15 protein-coding genes are annotated in these 16,394 nt (G+C 71.4%); 7 read left to right on the top strand and 8 right to left on the bottom strand.

All coding sequences use genetic code 11. The features are described 5' to 3' along the window. Positions 1 to 132: 132 nt before the first annotated feature. Together ACFWP7_RS23245 and ACFWP7_RS23250 are read right to left on the bottom strand one after the other, a co-directional pair. On the bottom strand, positions 133 to 1,335 hold the full coding sequence (locus ACFWP7_RS23245; RefSeq protein WP_384383986.1) for a serine hydrolase domain-containing protein: 1,203 nt from the start codon (positions 1,333 to 1,335) through the stop codon (positions 133 to 135). Then, a complete protein-coding gene (locus ACFWP7_RS23250) occupies positions 1,293 to 2,660 on the bottom strand; it encodes a multidrug effflux MFS transporter (protein ID WP_384383988.1) in 1,368 nt (455 codons plus the stop codon). The genes ACFWP7_RS23245 and ACFWP7_RS23250 overlap by 43 nt, the downstream gene beginning before the upstream one ends. 129 nt (positions 2,661 to 2,789) lie before the next feature. Between ACFWP7_RS23250 and ACFWP7_RS23255 the strand changes: the two genes are divergently transcribed. Beyond that, positions 2,790 to 3,818 carry a Gfo/Idh/MocA family protein gene (locus ACFWP7_RS23255; RefSeq protein WP_384383991.1) on the top strand — a complete coding sequence of 343 codons (1,029 nt, stop codon included), beginning with the start codon at positions 2,790 to 2,792 and terminating at the stop codon, positions 3,816 to 3,818. Positions 3,819 to 3,900: 82 nt separating this feature from the next. On the opposite strand, the gene ACFWP7_RS23260 is transcribed toward ACFWP7_RS23255, so the two are convergent. Then, positions 3,901 to 5,547: an alkaline phosphatase D family protein gene (locus tag ACFWP7_RS23260; protein ID WP_384383993.1), complete on the bottom strand. Its 1,647-nt coding sequence runs from the start codon at positions 5,545 to 5,547 to the stop codon at positions 3,901 to 3,903. 144 nt (positions 5,548 to 5,691) lie between these two features. Between ACFWP7_RS23260 and ACFWP7_RS23265 the strand changes: the two genes are divergently transcribed. Then, positions 5,692 to 6,450, top strand: a complete 759-nt coding sequence (locus ACFWP7_RS23265; RefSeq protein ID WP_384383996.1) for an SDR family oxidoreductase — start codon at positions 5,692 to 5,694, stop codon at positions 6,448 to 6,450. A 412-nt stretch (positions 6,451 to 6,862) separates the two neighbouring features. On the opposite strand, the gene ACFWP7_RS23270 is transcribed toward ACFWP7_RS23265, so the two are convergent. Further along, the gene (locus tag ACFWP7_RS23270; protein WP_384383999.1) at positions 6,863 to 8,014 is read right to left on the bottom strand and encodes a D-alanyl-D-alanine carboxypeptidase family protein; all 1,152 of its coding nucleotides are present in this window, start codon (positions 8,012 to 8,014) and stop codon (positions 6,863 to 6,865) included. A 398-nt stretch (positions 8,015 to 8,412) separates the two neighbouring features. Between ACFWP7_RS23270 and ACFWP7_RS23275 the strand changes: the two genes are divergently transcribed. Together ACFWP7_RS23275 and ACFWP7_RS23280 are read left to right on the top strand one after the other, a co-directional pair. Then, positions 8,413 to 9,849: an ABC transporter permease gene (locus ACFWP7_RS23275; protein ID WP_384384002.1), complete on the top strand. Its 1,437-nt coding sequence runs from the start codon at positions 8,413 to 8,415 to the stop codon at positions 9,847 to 9,849. Between the two features lie 129 nt (positions 9,850 to 9,978). Next, positions 9,979 to 10,701 carry an ABC transporter ATP-binding protein gene (locus ACFWP7_RS23280; protein WP_384384005.1) on the top strand — a complete coding sequence of 241 codons (723 nt, stop codon included), beginning with the start codon at positions 9,979 to 9,981 and terminating at the stop codon, positions 10,699 to 10,701. 24 nt (positions 10,702 to 10,725) lie between these two features. Here ACFWP7_RS23280 and ACFWP7_RS23285 read toward each other — a convergent pair whose 3' ends face one another. Together ACFWP7_RS23285 and ACFWP7_RS23290 are read right to left on the bottom strand one after the other, a co-directional pair. Next, complete coding sequence (locus ACFWP7_RS23285) at positions 10,726 to 11,721, bottom strand: aldo/keto reductase (protein WP_384384009.1); 996 nt, start codon at positions 11,719 to 11,721, stop codon at positions 10,726 to 10,728. A gap of 182 nt (positions 11,722 to 11,903) precedes the next feature. After that, positions 11,904 to 12,230, bottom strand: coding sequence for a nuclear transport factor 2 family protein (locus ACFWP7_RS23290; protein WP_384384011.1), 327 nt, complete (start codon positions 12,228 to 12,230; stop codon positions 11,904 to 11,906). Positions 12,231 to 12,351: 121 nt separating this feature from the next. Here ACFWP7_RS23290 and ACFWP7_RS23295 point away from each other — a divergent pair, with 121 nt between their 5' ends. The 3 genes from ACFWP7_RS23295 (at position 12,352) to ACFWP7_RS23305 (ending at position 13,905) form a co-directional block, all read left to right on the top strand. Next, positions 12,352 to 12,897, top strand: a complete 546-nt coding sequence (locus ACFWP7_RS23295) for a DoxX family protein (protein ID WP_384384014.1) — start codon at positions 12,352 to 12,354, stop codon at positions 12,895 to 12,897. A gap of 71 nt (positions 12,898 to 12,968) precedes the next feature. After that, a complete protein-coding gene (locus tag ACFWP7_RS23300) occupies positions 12,969 to 13,331 on the top strand; it encodes a MazG-like family protein (RefSeq protein WP_384384017.1) in 363 nt (120 codons plus the stop codon). 64 nt (positions 13,332 to 13,395) lie between these two features. Then, on the top strand, positions 13,396 to 13,905 hold the full coding sequence (locus tag ACFWP7_RS23305; RefSeq protein ID WP_384384229.1) for an AAA family ATPase: 510 nt from the start codon (positions 13,396 to 13,398) through the stop codon (positions 13,903 to 13,905). On the opposite strand, the gene ACFWP7_RS23310 is transcribed toward ACFWP7_RS23305, so the two are convergent. Then, a complete protein-coding gene (locus tag ACFWP7_RS23310; RefSeq protein ID WP_384384020.1) occupies positions 13,895 to 15,565 on the bottom strand; it encodes a thiamine pyrophosphate-dependent enzyme in 1,671 nt (556 codons plus the stop codon). The genes ACFWP7_RS23305 and ACFWP7_RS23310 overlap by 11 nt on opposite strands. Further along, positions 15,562 to 16,392, bottom strand: a complete 831-nt coding sequence (locus ACFWP7_RS23315; protein ID WP_384384022.1) for a FadR/GntR family transcriptional regulator — start codon at positions 16,390 to 16,392, stop codon at positions 15,562 to 15,564. Before ACFWP7_RS23315 ends, ACFWP7_RS23310 begins: the two co-directional genes overlap by 4 nt. Positions 16,393 to 16,394 lie beyond the last annotated feature (2 nt).

A 16,394-nucleotide genomic window follows, 5' to 3' on the forward strand; every position in this document is an offset into this window, starting at 1 on the left:
GGCTAAAGGGGTTCAGCCCCTCCGGCGTTTGAGGAGCGGGGGTCCAGGGGGCAGCGCCCCCTGGCGGGGTCTGGGGCGGAGCCTCAGGAACAAGGGACGGGCAGGGGCTTGAGGGGGCGAACAAACTCCCCCTCAAGCCCCCCGCACCGCCCGGGCCATCCACGTCCCCGCCGCCGCCCGCGGCCCGTTGTCGGCCGGCCGGCGCCGCGGATGCACCGTGTTCGCCAGCAACACCACGAACGTGTCCGTCGCCGGGTCGAGTACCAGCGACGTCCCCGTGAACCCCGTATGGCCCGCGGCACCGCGCCCCGCGAGGTCGCCCATGAACCAGGCCTGGTCGAGGGCGAAGCCGAGGCCTGGCGGGGTGAGCATGAGTTCGACGAAGTCGGGGCCGAGGATGCGGGCGGGGCCGTAGGAGCCGCCCGCGAGGAGGGTGCGGCAGAAGACGGCGAGGTCGCGGCCCGTGGAGAAAAGCCCGGCGTGACCCGCCACACCGCCGAGGGCCCAGGCGTTCTCGTCGTGGACCACACCCCGCAGCATGCCCCGATCGGCCTTCGCCCACGGCCACCGCTGGTCCTCCGTGGCCGCCGCCCCGGGACACGGCCCGAAGCCCGTGGCCGTCATCCCGAGCGGCCGGGTGATCCCGTCACGCACGAGGACGTCCAGCGTGCGCCCGGTGACGCGCTCAAGGACATGCTGGAGGAGGAGCAGGTTCACGTCCGAGTAGACGTACTCCCCCGGCTCCGACTCGGGCGCCTCCGCCCGGAGCATCGCGAGCCGCGCCCGGTCGTCCGGGCAGCTGTACAGCGCGACTTCGGGCCGCAGCCCGGAGGTGTGGGTGAGCAACTGCCGTACGGTCAGGCCGTGTTCGACGACCGCGCGGAAGTCCGGCAGATACGCGCCGACACGCGCGTCGATACCGAGCGTGCCCCGCTCCAACTGCTGCACCGCGGCGACCGCCGTGAACAGTTTGGTGAGGGAGGCCAGATCGAAGGGTGTGTCGACGGTCGCGGGCACCCATGTCCCGGGCGGCAGTTCGACCCCCGTCTCCGCCTCCTGGTCGTACGACGCGTAGCGGACCGCCCACCCCGCCGCCTCCTCGACGGCGATGACCGGACCGCGCCCGGCGACCAGGACGAGGCCCGCCGCCCAGGGGTCCGCCCCGCCGGTGAGAGCGCGTACCTCCCGTACGAGGTGCTTCAGTTCTCCGGGGTCGAGCCCGGCCCGTTCCGGTGAGTCGATGCGCAGTCTCGGCGCGCTCAGCTGTCCCCCGCCTTTCCGTCCGGTGTACGTCACCCCCCGCTCTCGGCTCCGATCGAGCGGGGGGACTCCCATTGCCAGGGACGGCACAGTCCCACGAAGCAGGCGGCGGCCACCAGTACCGCCACCAGTTGGACGACGGCCATCGGGACGGCCGTGTGCTCCCCCGCGATGCCGACGAGGGGCGAGGCGATCGCACCGATGAGGAAGGAGGAGGTACCCAGGAGCGCGGAAGCGGAACCCGCGGCGTGCTTGACCCGCATCAGGGCCATCGCCTGGGTGTTGGGCATGGCCACGCCCATCGCCGACATCAGCACGAACAGCGCGGCGGCGACCGGAACGAGCCCGGGCTCGCCGAAGGCGCCCGTGGACATCAGCAGCAGCGCGGTCGCGGCGAGCGTGACGACCGCCAGGCCGACGGCGAGAACTTTGTCGAGACTGACCCGGCCGACCAGGATCTTGCCGTTGATCTGGCCGACGATCACCAGGCCGACGGAGTTGATGCCGAAGAGCAGGCTGAAGGTCTGCGGGGAGGCGCCGTAGATCTCCTGGATCACGAAGGGCGAGGCGGAGATGTACGCGAACAGCGCGGCGAAGGTGAAGCTGCCCGCGAGCATGTAACCGGTGAAAACCCGGTCGGCCAGCAGTCCGCGCATCGAGCGCAGCGCCTCGGCCACGCCGCCGCTGTGCCGGTCGGCGGGCGCGAGGGTCTCGGGCAGCCGGAACCAGACGACCGCCGTCAGCGCGATGCCGACCCCGGTGAGGACCACGAACACACCCCGCCAGTCGGTGATCCGCAGGATCTGCCCGCCGATGAGCGGCGCGATGATCGGGGCGACGCCGGAGATGAGCATGAGGGAGGAGAAGAAGCGGGCCATCTCCACGCCGTCGTACAGATCGCGGACGACCGCCCGCGCGATGACGATCCCGGCCGCGCCCGCCAGGCCCTGGGCGAGGCGGAAGGTGACGAGGAGTTCGATGTTCGGGGCGGTGGCGCACACCGCGGTGGCCAGGATGTAGATGAGCAGGCCCACGAGCAGCGGCCTGCGCCGTCCCCATCGGTCGCTCATCGGGCCGACGACCAGCTGCCCGAGCGCCATGCCCGCGAGGCAGGCGGTGAGGGTGAGCTGCACGGTCGCGGCGGGGGCGTGCAGGGACCTGGTGACCTCCGGCAGCGAGGGGAGGTACATGTCCATCGCCAGCGGGGGTGTGGCGGTGAGCCCGCCGAGGATCAGGGTGACGAGGAGTCCGGTGCGGCGGAGGGCGGCGGTGCCATGTGCACCGGGCAACGCGGCGACGGCTGTGTCCGATATGTGCCCCTCCGGGCCTTCCCGTCCCTCCCGGCCCTCCCGTCCCTCCCGGCCCTCCTGCTCCCGCGCGGTAGTGCCACGCTCGGGCATGCGCCCCTCCCTCTCCGAGTGATTCGCCACCTATGCTCTCAGTTCGAACAGCGTGTTCGGGGCCATGGAGGCCGCAGGGACCGCAGCGGTCACAGAGGGTCACAGAGGTCACAGAGCGAGGGGCCGGAGATGGCAGTGGATCGCGTGCGGTGGGGGATTCTGGCGACGGGCGGGATCGCCGCGGCGTTCACGGCGGACCTCGTGGATCTGCCGGACGCCGAGGTGGTGGCCGTGGCCTCGCGGACGGACGCCTCGGCGAAGGCGTTCGCGGAACGGTTCGGGATTCCCAGGGCGTACGGGGACTGGGCCTCGCTCGCCGAGGACGCGGACGTGGACGTGGTGTACGTCGCCACCCCGCACTCGGCGCACCGGGCCGCCGCCGGGATGTGCCTGGAGGCGGGGCGTCATGTGCTGTGCGAGAAGGCGTTCACGCTGAACTCACGGGAGGCGGAAGAGCTGGTCGCACTCGCGCGCCGGCACGACCGTTTCCTGATGGAGGCCATGTGGACCTACTGCAATCCGCTGATCCGGCGGCTCAAGGCGCTCGTCGAGGACGGTGCGGTCGGTGAAGTGCGCACCGTGCAGGCCGACTTCGGAATTTCCGGGCACCTCTTGCCGGGGGCGAGGAATGGGACACTGCCGCCCTCGCACCGGCTGCGTGATCCGGCGCAGGGCGGTGGCGCGCTTCTCGATCTGGGGGTCTATCCGGTGTCGTTCGCGCAGCTGCTGCTCGGGGAGCCCTCGGACGTTGTCGCGAGAGCAGTGCTCTCCGACGAGGGCATTGATCTCCAGACTGGAGCAGTGCTCTCTTTCGAGAGCGGCGCTCTCGCTTCGGTGCACTGCTCTCTCACCGGAGGCACTCCCACCGCCGCCTCCGTCACCGGCTCCGAGGGCCGCATCGACGTCCCGGACGGTTTCTTCTTCGCGGACCGCTTCGTCCTGCACCGTGACGGCTTCGACCCCGAGGAGTTCACGGCCGACCCGGCACACGGCCCCCGCAACAGCCTCAAACACGAGGCCGCCGAGGTCATGCGCGCCCTGCGAGCCGGCGAGACCGAGTCCCCGCTGGTCCCCCTCGACGGCACCCTCGCCGTGATGCGGACGCTCGACGCGATCCGGGACCGCATCGGCGTCCGCTATCCCTCGGAGACGAACTGATCAGAGCCGAGCCGAGCCGAGCCGAGCCGATCGGAGGCGAGCCGATCAGAGGCGAGCCGATCAGAGCCGAACCGGCCGGCGATCAGGCAGGCTTGAGGCACTGGTCGCCCACCTCCGTCACGAACGACGCCGCCGTCGTGATCGCAGCGCCCGGCGTCGACACCCCGGACACCGCCTTGAAGTCCGCCCGCGCCGCCTCCCGCCCCAGCTCGACCGTCACATAGCCGCGCCGCCCGTTGTAGAACTTCATGTGCGGGTTGGCCCCGGTGTACGTGTCCCAGGTGGTGGGCCTGTCGGCGCCGTCCCTGCCGCTGGAGATCGACGTGGCGACGATCTCCGTACCGAGCGTCGCCGACGACGGGTCGTCGAAGTCGTCCTTGATGTCGTAGGCGTACGCCACGTGCACATCGCCCGTGAGGACCATCAGGTTCTCGACCCCGGCCGCCTTCGCCCCGTCCAGGACGCGCCGGCGCGAGGCGCGGTAGCCGTCCCAGGCATCCATCGACAGCCGGGCGACCGGAGCGATGTCCAACTTCCGCTGGGCGAAGTTGACCTGCTGCGGGACGACGTTCCACAGCGCCCGTGAGCCGCGCCAGCCGTCGAGCAGCCAGCGCTCCTGCGTCTCGCCGGTCATCGTGCGCGCCGGGTCGTCGATCTCGGGGCCGGGGAGGTCGAGTCCGTCGCCGTACGCCTGGTCGGAGCGGTACTGCCGGGTGTCGAGGATGTCGAACTGGGCGAGCCGGCCCCAGCCCAGCCGCCGGTAGAGCTGCATGTCGGCCCCCGCCGGCTGCTGCGGTCGGCGCAGCGGCTGGTTCTCCCAGTACGCGCGGTACGCGGCGGCGCGGCGCAGCAGGAACTCCTCCGGCGGTACGTCGTTCTCGGGGATGTCGTCGGCGTAGTTGTTCTCGGTCTCGTGGTCGTCCCAGGTGACGACGAAGGGGTGCGCGGCGTGTGCGGCGCGCAGGTCCGGGTCGGACTTGTAGAGGGCGTACCGCAGGCGGTAGTCCTCCAGGGTCAGGGTCTCGTGGTTGAAGAGGGCGGGGATGACCCGGTCGGTGTAGTTGCGGTAGCCGCCGGCGGAATTGACCGCGTACTCGTACAGGTAGTCGCCGAGGTGGAAGACCACGTCGACATCGTCCTCGGCGAGATGGCCGTACGCGGTGAAGTAACCGTCCGTGTAGGACTGGCAGGAGACGGCGGCGAAGGTGAGGGCCGACGCCTGGGTGTGAGGGGCGGGCGTCGTGCGCGTGCGTCCCGTCTCGCTGATCCAACCGCCCGTCCGGAAGCGGTAGTAGAAGACCCGGTCGGGGGCGAGGGGGCCGACCTCGACGTGCACGGTGTGGTCGAACTCGGGGTGTGCGGTGGCCGTTCCGCGTCTGACGATCCGGCCGAAGTGCTCGTCGTGGGCCAGTTCCCAGTACACGGTGACGCGTTCGGCGGGCAGACCGCCGTCGGGCTGGTACGGGGCGGGCGCGAGCCGCGTCCACAGCAGGACGGAGCCGGGCAGCGGATCGCCCGAGGCGACCCCGAGCGTGAAGGGGTCCTCGGTGATTTTCGAGGCGTCGAGTTCGGCGGCGCTCGCCACGCCTGCGGTCGGCAGGTTGACGGCGAACGCCACCGCGACGGCCGCCGCGGTGTGGGTGAGGAAGCGGCGGCGGCCGATGTGGCGGGCGACGGCACGGAGTTCGGGGGTGTGCTGCGACGGATGCGTGTGGGCTGCGGATGTCATCTGGCCCTCCCCTGACGGTGGTGGTGCCTGCCATTGGAGTGGTCGCGATCGACGTCAGCTTGGCGCGTACACAACAGCAGGATGGCGGACGCGTGAGTTCCGCATGACGGAGTCCGCCCGGGGCCTCCCGTACGCTGCGGGGCCATGAATGCCATGCAAACGAAGATCGCGCTGGTCACCGGAGCAGGATCGGGCATCGGACGTGCCGTGGCCGTGGAACTGCTGCGCACCGGCTGGTCGGTGGCGCTCGCCGGGCGCCGGCCTCAGCTGCTGGACGAGACGGCCGCCCTCGCCCCCGAGGGACCCTCCATCGCCGTACGGACCGACGTCGCACGCCCCGACGACGTCGAGGCCCTCTTCGCGGCCGCGCACGACCGCTTCGGGCGGCTCGACCTGCTCTTCAACAACGCCGGCACGTTCGGTCCCGGCGGCGTCCCGTTCGAGGAGCTGCCGTACGAGGCCTGGCGGCACGTCGTGGACACCAACCTCAACGGGGCGTTCCTGTGCGCGCAGGCGGCGTACCGGCAGATGAAGGGGCAGGACCCGCAGGGCGGCCGGATCATCAACAACGGCTCGATCTCCGCGCACACCCCGCGCCCGCACTCGGCCCCGTACACGGCGACCAAGCACGCGCTGACCGGACTGACCAAGTCACTGTCCCTGGACGGGCGTCCGTACCGGATCGCCTGCGGTCAGATCGACATCGGCAACGCGGCGACCGACATGACCGAACGCATGCGAACCGGAACCCTCCAGGCGAACGGGGAGACGGCGGTCGAGCCGGTGATGGACGTGGCCGACGTGGCGCGCACCGTGCGGCACATGGCGGAGCTGCCCCTGGAGGCGAATGTGCAGTTCGCGACGGTGCTGGCGACGGCGATGCCGTACGCGGGGCGCGGCTGAGAGGGCCGCGCAGGCCCACGCCCGCCGCGTCGAATCCTCAACCTGCACAAACGGAAGCTGAACCTCCGGACCATAAAGGCCGGTGGCGGGCATATGCTCAACCTCTCCTCCATCAGAGCTTCACACTTGGAGCGCAAGACTTCGGTACGGCCACGGTGTACATCACGGTCCGCGCCGAGGGGGGAGGAGCAGCCGTTCGCGGCCCGGAGGGGGCGGACCTCGCGCAGGACCGCGGGGTATGCACCGGGCCGCGGACGGCTGCAACCGCACATCTGCCGACCGACGGCGGCCGTTGCCACCCCGCACGCGCACACGGTGATTGCCGCACCACGCACACGTCGCTCAACGGCGGTGATTGCCGCACCACACACACCGCTCAACGGCGATGGTTGCCGCACCACGCACACACCGCTCAACGGCGGTGGTTGCCGCCCCCGGACCCGCGTCCGCGGTTGCGCAGGGCGAGTGTGCCGCCCGCGAGCAGCACCACCGCTCCCCCGGCCCCGCCCGCCATCCCCCACGAGGACTTGTTCGCGGTGCTGGCGGCGGAAGCGCCTGCCGCCCCCTGCTGTGCGGGCGTCGCGCTCGCACCGCCCGTGCCACCCGCACCGAGCGGCTCGACCAGCGTGCCCACGGAATTGGCCTTCGTGCCCTCCCCGAACCCCCAGTCCAGCAGCGCGGCCGTCTCCTCGTAGACGCCACCGCCGCCGCTCTTCGGGTGCAGCACGGTGACGAGGAGGGTCCGCCCGTCGCGGGTCGCGGCGCCTGTGAAGGTGTTGCCGGCGTTGCTCGTATAACCGTTCTTGACACCGATCAGGCCGTCGTACGCCGCCACGCCGTCCACGCCGGTCAGCAGGCGGTCGGTGTTCTGGATCTGGAAGGTCTTCTTGCCGCCGGCCGGGAAGTCCGCGGTCCTCGTCGCGCAGTAGGCGCGGAAGTCGGCGTCGGCGAGCCCGTGCCGGGCGAAGAGCGTCAGGTCGTACGCCGACGACAGCTGACCCTCGTGGTCGAAGCCGTCGGGGCTGACCACCGTGGTGTCGAGGGCCTGCAGTTCCTCGGCCTTCGCCTGCATCTGCGCGACCGTCTCGTCGACGCCGCCGTTCATGTGGCTGAGCACGTGCACGGCGTCGTTGCCGGAGCGCAGGAAGACGCCGAGCCACAACTCCTCGACGGTGTACGTGATTCCGGCCCGGACGCCGACGAGGCTGGAGCCGGAGGGGATCCCCGCCAGGTCGGCGGCGGTCACCGTGTGCTTCTCGGTCCGCCCGAACCTGTCCAGCACGGTGTCCGCGAACAGCATCTTGAGGGTGGACGCGGGCGCGAGACGCCGGTGCGCGTTGTAGGAGGCGAGCATCTCGCCGCTGTCGTGGTCCGCGACGAGCCAGGAGGGGGCGGTGAGCCCCTTGGGCAGACCGGAGGCGCCACTCACCTGAACACCGCCGTGGGCGAACCGCTCACCACCGATCGTGGTCGCGGCGGCAGCGGGGACGGCCGCGGCAAGCGGAACGGCAGCGGCGGCGAGGCCGAGGGCGGCACGACGGGAGAGCCGGGTGGAATCACGCACCCCGGGACCGTACAGAGGCAGTCTGTGACACCGCACGGCGGGGTGACAAAGAAAATCCACCGCGCTCCCAAAGGGAGCGCAAAGGCAACGGACGGGAACGCGCCGACGACGCGTGCGCGACATGCCGAAAGAGGCGCGGACCCGCCCGTACACCCATCCACCGTCCCACCGGGAGATATGTACCGGACGGGCCCGCCGTTCTTCACCAAGAAGCCACTTAACAGGCACTACCTGGCAGTCACCCCTAGGGAACTTAGGAATCAGCTGTCTGATGAAATATTGATATCGGGCCTCACATTCTCAGCCCTTACACATCCCTTACTCAGCCTGACTCAAAGCTTCCGTCCATAGCTTGTGGCCGCGCCCACAGCGGGCGCCAAGAACCTTTGAGGAACGGGATGTTTGGCATCTATCTCAAGCGTGAGCTGAGCCGGCGCAAGAAAGCGGCCCTGGTCATCGCCCTGGGTCTGGCGCTCGGTATTGCGCTGGTCATCACCGTCAACTCGGTGTCGGCCGGCATGACGCAGGCCCAGGACAAGGTCCTGACCTCGCTGTACGGGCTCGGCACCGACATGACGGTCACCAAGGCACAGGCAGCACCCACGGACGGAGCGTCGGGCCGGCCCAAGTTCGACTTCGACGCAGGCTCGGACAGCAGCGAAACCCAGAGCTCGGACCGCGTGATGCCTCAGGGCGGGCAGGCCCTCAAGGCCTCGCTCGTCACCGAGGTCGCCGATCAGGCGGGTGTGGCGAGCGCGGTCGGCGCGCTGAGCCTGAACGTCACCAAGGTCGACGGCTCCTTCACCCAGGGCACCGCGGAGTCCGCGGCGCCCTCCGGCCAGGGCGGTGGCGGCCAGGGCGGCGGCCAGCCCCGCGTACAGGGCGGCGGCGCGTCCTTCGACGTGAACTCGTACACCGTCGCTGGCGTCGACGTCACCAACCAGGATCTCGGCCCGCTCGCCACGTCGAAGATCACCACGGGCACGACCTTCACGACGGCGCAGTCCAACTCCAAGGTCGCGGTGGTCAGCGCGTCGTACGCCAAGGAGAACGAGCTCACCACCGCGAAGACGATCACGATCTCGGACACCAAGTACGACATCATCGGCATCGCGACACCGGACAGCAGCGAGTCGACCACCGACGTCTACCTGCCGCTGAAGCAGGCACAGACGCTGGGCGACTCGGCCGACGAGGTCACCACCATCTACGTCACCGCGACCGACTCGAAGCAGATCGACACGGTCAAGGCGGCCATCCAGAAGAACATCTCGGGTACGACGGTCACCACCTCCGCCGACCTCGCGGACACCGTCTCGGGTTCGCTGTCCACCGCCTCCAACCTCGCGACCAGCGTGGGCAAGTGGCTGTCCATCGCGGTGCTCATCGCCGCGTTCCTGGTGGCGGCGCTGCTCACCTCCTCCGCCGTCTCCCGCCGGGTGCGTGAGTTCGGCACCCTCAAGGCGCTCGGCTGGCCGTCCCGCAAGGTCACCCGGCAGGTCGTCGGCGAGTCCATCGTGAACGGTCTGATCGGCGGCGCGCTCGGCATCGCCATCGGTCTCGGCGCGGCGTACACCGTGACGGCGATCAGCCCGACGCTGACCGCGGAGCTCGGCTCCACGGCCGGCGCGGGTGGAGGCGGCGGTCGCATGGGCGGCGGCGCCCAGCAGGCGGCCACCAACACCATGGACATCGCGCTCTCCGCACCGGTCTCGCTCACCACCATCGCGCTCGCGGCGGGCCTGGCCATCGCCGGCGGTCTGATCGCCGGTGCGATGGGCGGCTGGCGCGCCTCCCGGATGCGCCCGGCGGACGCGCTGCGCAGCGTTCAGTAACAGGCCCTCGGGCAACCGGCCTTCGGGTCGGCCCCTTGAGCTGGGGCGCCGCGTCCGTTCCCCCGGGTCGCGGCGCCCCGCCCCCCTTTCCTCACCTCACCTCACGCCTGCTTCATCTTCGGAGAACTCATGTACAAGCTCACTGGCGTCACCAAGCGCTACACGCGGGGCAAGGACACGGTGGAGGCGCTGCGCGGCATCGACCTCACCATCGAGGACGGCGACCAGCTCGTCATCCAGGGCCCCACGGGTGGCGGCAAGTCCACCCTGCTGCAGATGATCGGCGGCCTTGACCGCCCTTCCTCGGGCAGCGTCGAGCTGGACGGCGTGGACCTCGCCTCCATCAGCGAGGCCAAGCTGACCCGGCTGCGCGCCGAGAAGATCGGCATCATCTTCCAGTCGTTCAACCTCATCCCGACCCTGACCGCGCAGGAGAACGTCGAGACGGCGCTCGTCCCGCTCGGCGTGAAGCCCAAGGAGCGGCGCGAGCGGGCCGCCGAGGCGCTGGCCTCGGTCGCCCTCGGCGACCGGCTGACCCATGCGCCGTCCGAGCTGTCCGGCGGCCAGCAGCAGCGTGTCGCCATCGCGCGTGCCCTGGTCAAGAAGCCGAAGGTGCTCCTCGCCGACGAGCCGACCGGCAACCTCGACGAGGGCACCCGCGACGACATCATGGGCCTGCTCGACGGGCTGTGGCACGAGTACGGGCTGACCTTCATCATGGTCACCCACGACTCGTCCATCGCCCGCCGTGCGCCGCGCCTCGCGACCATCAAGAAGGGGCAGATCTCACTGAAGGAGCAGGGCGGCCCGCGGCACGCCGTGGCTCCCGCTCCTCAGCAGTTCGCCCAGTAGTCGTTCGACGGTCCTGGGGGCCGCTCACCGTCCGAGAACCCGGTCGACCTCGGTCAACTGCTCGGCGGTGAGCGGCCCTTCGGCGATCGCCCCCGCGTTCTCCTCGGCCTGGGCGACCGAGCGGAAACCGGGGATCGGGACGGTACGCGGGCTGCGCGCCCAGATCCAGGCGAGGGCGCCCTGCGCGAGCGTACGGCCGTTGCTGGTGAGGATGTCCCTGAGGGCATCGACCCTGGCGAGCCAGTCCGGGTCTGCGCCGCTGCTCTCGTTGAAGCCCGGCAGCCAGGCGGGCGGCGCGTTGCGGATGTCGCCCGCTTCGAGGGCACGCCCCGGCGCGTGCTTGCCGGTCAGCAGACCCATGGCGAGCGGGCTGCGGTTGATGCTCGCCAGGTTCGACTCCTCGCAGAGCGCCAGGAGTTCGGGGGCGTCCTGGAGGATGTTCAGACAGTGCTGTACGGCGGCGCAGTGCTCGCCCGCCGCGAAGACCGCCGCCCGCTCGGGGTCGTCGGTGCTCCAGGCGTACGCACGGATCAGCCCCTCGTTCACGAACTCCTCGCAGGCGTCGCGGAGTTCGACGGCACGGTCAGGGTCGGCGTCGGAGATGTGCAGTTGGTAGAGGTCGATGTAGTCGGTGTCCAGGCGGCGCAGTGAGGCGGTCAGCGCACGTCGGGCGTACGCCGGTGAGTCGTCGCTCCCGAGCGCGACGCGACGCTCCTCGTCGATCAGGTTGCCCCACTTGGTGGCGACGACGACATCGGCGCGGCGCTTGCCGAGCGCGCGCGCGAGAACCCGCTCGCTGTGCCCGGTGCCGTATGCGTCGGCGGTGTCGAAGAACGTCACGCCGAGGTCGAGGGCGCGGCGTACGGCCCGTACGGACTCCTCGTCGTCGACCTTGCCCCAGCCCAGGGGCTGCCCGTCGGGAGTCCCCCACTCGCCGCCGATCGCCCAGCAGCCGAAGCCGAGGGCGCTGACCTCGATGCCGCTGCGGCCCAGTGTCCTGTGGTGCTCGAAGGTCTCCATACGTGTGGACGCTAGGAGTTGGAGTGCACGCGAGGGCAAGACCCTGGCAGCGAGTTGTGACGCAGGGCGCCCGAGCGCCCGGCCGCGAGTTGCGACGGTCGAACCCCGGCCGCGGGTTGTGACGGTCGAACCCCGGCCGCGAGTAGTGAGGTCCAACCCCGGCCGCGGGTTGTGACGGTTGGTTACGCCTGACCCGTCTCGAAGCGGGAGATCCTGCCGCCGTCGTCGACGGTGAAGCTCCACCTCGTCTTCATCTCGCCCCAGGCGTCGTTGCTGTAGCGGGCGATGAGGGAGCGGCCGCCCTTGGACTCGTTGTCCACGTCCATGTGGCCGCGCGAGGAGAAGATCTCCCGGTCGGTCCAGTCGGCGAGGTCACGGTCGGAACCGTCGTCGGACATGGTGGCGCCCGGGGCGAGAACGGCCTGGAAGGCGTCGCGGTCGTGGGCGTTCACAGCGGTGACGAACGCCCGGACGGCCGGGTCGCTGAGTTTGGCTACCTGAATCGTCATGCCAGCCAGACTCACACCGCTGTCCGGGGGCCGCCACCCGAACGGCGGCACGGGCGCGCCGGGTGGGGGTCATCGGTGCGACGGTGGAGGTCCCTCCACCCCGCCCGTTCCGGGAGTCACCATGACCTGTTTCGACCGACGTGATCTGGGACTGCTGCTGCTCCGCCTGGGCACCGGCGGCGTGCTGGCCGCGCACGGGGCGCAGAAGCTGTTCGGCTGGTTCGGCGGGGGCGGGCTCCGGAACACCGGGATGGCCATGGAGTCCATGGGCTACTCACCCGGGAGGACGAGTGCCACGGCGGCGGGGCTCGCCGAAGCGGGCGGCGGCGCACTGCTCGCGCTGGGCCTCGCGACCCCCGCGGCCGGGGCGGCGGCGGCCGGCGCAATGGCGGGCGCGGCGGCGGTGCACGTGCCGAACGGGTTCTTCGCGCAGGGCGGCGGCTACGAGTACGCGGCGAGCCTGGGCCTGACGGCGGCGGGTCTCGCCGTGACGGGACCCGGCAGGCTCTCACTCGACCAGGTGCTGGGGCACGCGGTGAACCGCGGCTGGATGGTGCCGGCCGCGCTGGGCGTGACGGCGGCGGTCACCGCGGCGGTCGTGGGCGCGCGGAACCAGCGGGTGCGGAAGGCGGCGGAGGGCGAGCAGGAAACACTGTTCGACGAGTAGGCGTCCGGACTCGACGAGGAGGCGTCCGGCCGCCGTCCCTGGGGTGCTCCCGGGGGTGGCAAGCTGCTCGCATGACTGACCGCGCTGCTGAAGACGCTGACGACGCTGACGACGTCGTCTGGGACTCGATCGACCGCCTGCACACCTGGCTGGACACCAACCAGGCAGTCGCCGGGCGGGAGTTGCTGCTCCTGCGCATGCTGAAACTCTCCGAGGAGGTCGGCGAGGTCGCGCAGGCGGTGATCGGCGTGACCGGCCAGAACCCTCGCAAGGGTACGAGCCACACCTGGGACGACGTACGGTCCGAACTCTGCGACGTCGTCATCACGGCCCTGGTTGCCCTGCGCACGCTGGCTCCGGACGCCCGCGAGGTCTTCACCGCCCACCTGGCCGAGGTCACGGAGCGCTCACTCGGCCCGACCCGAACCCCGTGACCCACACAGCAGACCTCGCGAAGGTGACCCGTCTGTGCGGCACCCGTGCGGCACACCGAGCCTCGTGCTGATCATCCTCGGTGGCCTCCCCGCCACCGGAAAGACGACGCTCGCCCGGCTCCTCGCCCACCGCACAGGTGCGGTCCACGTCCGCGTCGACACCATCGAACAGGCCCTGGTCCGCTCGGGGTTGACCACCCACCCGGTCGGCCCGGCGGGCTACGTCGTCGGGTACGCCCTCGCCGAGGAGCACCTCAGGCAGGGGCACTCCGTGATCGCCGAGTCGGTGAACCCACTGCCTGTCACCCGGGCCGCCTGGCGCGAGGCGGCCGCCCGGGCCGGCGTGACCGCCGTCGAGGTGGAGGTGGTCTGCTCGGACCCCGCCGAGCACCGCGAGCGTGTGGCGACCCGCGTGACGGACATCCCCGGTCTACCGCTGCCGGACTGGGGACAGATCGCGCGCATCGCCTACCAGCCGTGGGACGGCGGGCAGTTGACCGTCGACACGGCGGGGCGGACCGAGGAGGAGTCCCTGGCGGCTCTGCTCCGCGGCCTGCCGGGCATCAGGGCTTGAACTCGCCCTCCGCGCTCACGGTCACCTGGAGAACGAGCGGCTCGGTGCGGTCGGCCAGCCCGGGGCAGAGCGCGTCGAGCGTCTCGCACAGGTCCGTGTAGTCGTCGATCCTGCGGACGGGGCAGCCGAAGGACTCGGCGAGGCCGGCCACGTCGACCTCCTCGAAGGGCGGCCACGGCGGCTTGCCCCCCTGCTGCTCCGCGAGCCGGTCCATCACCGCGTAGCGGCCGTTGGCGAGGACGACGAAGACGGCGCCCACGCCGTAGTGCGCGGCGGTCCACAGGGACTGGACCTGGTAGAGCGAGGATCCGTCACCGATGACGGCGACCACCGGGCGGCGCGGCTGTCCCATGCGTACGCCGATCGCGGCGGGCATCGCGAACCCGAGCCCCCCCATGGCGGCGCTGAGGAAGCCGAGCGGCCGCCGGGCGGGCAGCAGGGCGTGCAGGTCCGGGCGGGAGGAGGGGGTCTCCTCCACGATCACCGTGTCCGCGGGCAGCCGCTGCGCGAGCGCCGCCAGGACGTGGGAGGGGCTCACCGGCTCCCCGGCGGCGGGGGGTTCGGGGTGCGGGGCCCGCGGCACAGGCTCGGTCGTCGCGGGTCGGGGCGGGGTGCGGCGGGCGAGCCGGTCGCAGAAGTCGGGCAGCGCGGCGACCACGGCGAGTTCGGCGGGAGCACGGTGCGCCTCGGCCGGGTCGTCGGTGACGACCACCACTCGGGCTCCGGTCAACTCTCCCGGTGCGTAAGGGTATTGGCGCAGGAACGGCGCGCCCACGCAGAGCAGCAGGTCGTACGGGTCGAGCGCGGCGCGCAGCCGGGGCCGGTCGGAGGGCAGGTGCCCGGCGAACAGCCGGTGGTCCTGCGGGAATCCGGCGCGTGCCCCGAAGGGCTCCTGCCACACCGGGCAGTCGAGCCGCTCGGCGAGGGAGGTGAGCGCGGTCCACGTGCCCTCGTTGTCCGCGCCCGCTCCGACCACGAGGGCCGGTGCGGTGGCTCCGGCGAGCAGTGCGGCGACCTCGGCGACGACCGAGATGTCCGCCGACGCCGCCCGGCGCAGTGCGACGGGCGCGGGAATGGGCAGGTCCTCGGCGGGCTCCGCCCAGTCGTTCATGGGGACGAGGACCAGCGCGGGCCCTCTTCCCTCGCGGGCGGCGTGCACGGCCCGCGCGATCGCGCCGGGCACGTCCTGGGCGCGGACCGGTGACTCCACCCGGACCGGGTAGTCCCCGGCCAGGCCGTCCAACCGCCCTGCGAGGAAGGGCTCCTGGGCGAGGTGCCGACGGTCCTGCTGGCCCACCAGGACCACGAGGGGTGCCCGGTTGACGCGGGCGGTGGCCAGCGCGCCCACCGCGTTGCCGAGGCCGGCCGTGGTGTGCAGCAGGACCAGCGCGGGCTGCTCGCGTGCCAGGGCCCAGCCGGTGGCCGCTCCGACCACCGAACCCTCGTGCAGGGCCAGTACGAACTCCAGGTCCTCGGGCAGGTCGGTGAGCAGGGACACCTCCGTCGAGCCCGGGTTGGCGAACAGTGTGGTCAGCCCGTGCAGCCGCAGGACGTCGAAGGCGGCGTCGCGGACGGTGCGGATCGCGACCGCGCTCGCCGCGGCGCTGTTTGGTCCGGCTGTGATCGTTCCGGCTGTGACGGTCTCCAGTACGTACGTCACGACAGCGTGCTCCTTCGGTTCGTGACCTGCCCGCCAAGACCCACGTTGGCGCGCAGCCACGCGGTGAGGGCCTCGGTGAGCCCGACGTCGGATCCAGCGGTCTCGTCGCCCTTGCGGACGGAGATGATCCGCTCCACCGCGCTCTGGTGGTACGCGCGGACCGCGGACGCGGCGACGGCGGGATCGCGGCCCGCGATGGCGTCCACGATGCTCAGGCGCTCCGCCTGGAGGGCGCCCGCGATACGCCCCCAGTCCCTGCCCTCGCTGCCGGCCAGCTTGACCGCGAGGCCGATCTGGACCTCGGTGATGAACCGGCACAGCGCGGCCAGCAGCGGGTTGTGGGAGATCTCGGAGAGGGTGACGAAGAACTGCTGGAGCGCGGCGGCGGACTGCTCGACGCCCTCGGCCGCCGCGCTCGTCTCGGCCGCGGCCCGCAGGCCGGCGATCTCCTCGTCGGAGGCTTTTTCGGCGGCGAGTTCGGCGGCGTACGCGTTGAGGGCGCCGAGCAGGCCGAACACCTCGCGGGCGCCGACCTTCTCGAACTGCACGACGGAGGCGATGGACATGGCGAGCAGGGTGTCGCCCTGCGCGTTGACCGTCGCCCGACTGCCGTTGCGGGTGGTGACCAGGCCCATCGCGGTGAGTACGCGGATCGCCTCACGGATGGTGGGCGCGCTGACGTCGTACGACGCCGCCAGTTCCCGTTCGGAGGGCAGCCGCGAGCCGTCCGGCAGGGCACCACTGAGGATCTGCTCGCGGAGGTCCTCGACGATCTGGTCGGCCACCCGGCCGCGGTAGATCTTCGCGGGGGTATGGGGCACGGACATGA

Origin of the sequence: Streptomyces sp. NPDC058470 (genome assembly GCF_042721055.1) — a bacterium.
Classification (GTDB): Bacteria; Actinomycetota; Actinomycetes; order Streptomycetales; family Streptomycetaceae; genus Streptomyces.

Bases quoted from the DNA above. Each gene is read 5' to 3' on its own strand.
- ACFWP7_RS23265 (WP_384383996.1), top strand. From the start codon at position 5,692: ATGAATGCCATGCAAACGAAGATCGCGCTGGTCACCGGAGCAGGATCG.
- ACFWP7_RS23275 (WP_384384002.1), top strand. From the start codon at position 8,413: ATGTTTGGCATCTATCTCAAGCGTGAGCTGAGCCGGCGCAAGAAAGCG.
- ACFWP7_RS23250 (WP_384383988.1), bottom strand. From the start codon at position 2,660: ATGCCCGAGCGTGGCACTACCGCGCGGGAGCAGGAGGGCCGGGAGGGA.
- ACFWP7_RS23300 (WP_384384017.1), top strand. From the start codon at position 12,969: ATGACTGACCGCGCTGCTGAAGACGCTGACGACGCTGACGACGTCGTC.
- ACFWP7_RS23295 (WP_384384014.1), top strand. From the start codon at position 12,352: ATGACCTGTTTCGACCGACGTGATCTGGGACTGCTGCTGCTCCGCCTG.
- ACFWP7_RS23285 (WP_384384009.1), bottom strand. From the start codon at position 11,721: ATGGAGACCTTCGAGCACCACAGGACACTGGGCCGCAGCGGCATCGAG.
- ACFWP7_RS23315 (WP_384384022.1), bottom strand. From the start codon at position 16,392: ATGTCCGTGCCCCATACCCCCGCGAAGATCTACCGCGGCCGGGTGGCC.
- ACFWP7_RS23290 (WP_384384011.1), bottom strand. From the start codon at position 12,230: ATGACGATTCAGGTAGCCAAACTCAGCGACCCGGCCGTCCGGGCGTTC.
- ACFWP7_RS23255 (WP_384383991.1), top strand. From the start codon at position 2,790: ATGGCAGTGGATCGCGTGCGGTGGGGGATTCTGGCGACGGGCGGGATC.
- ACFWP7_RS23280 (WP_384384005.1), top strand. From the start codon at position 9,979: ATGTACAAGCTCACTGGCGTCACCAAGCGCTACACGCGGGGCAAGGAC.
- ACFWP7_RS23260 (WP_384383993.1), bottom strand. From the start codon at position 5,547: ATGACATCCGCAGCCCACACGCATCCGTCGCAGCACACCCCCGAACTC.
- ACFWP7_RS23245 (WP_384383986.1), bottom strand. From the start codon at position 1,335: ATGGGAGTCCCCCCGCTCGATCGGAGCCGAGAGCGGGGGGTGACGTAC.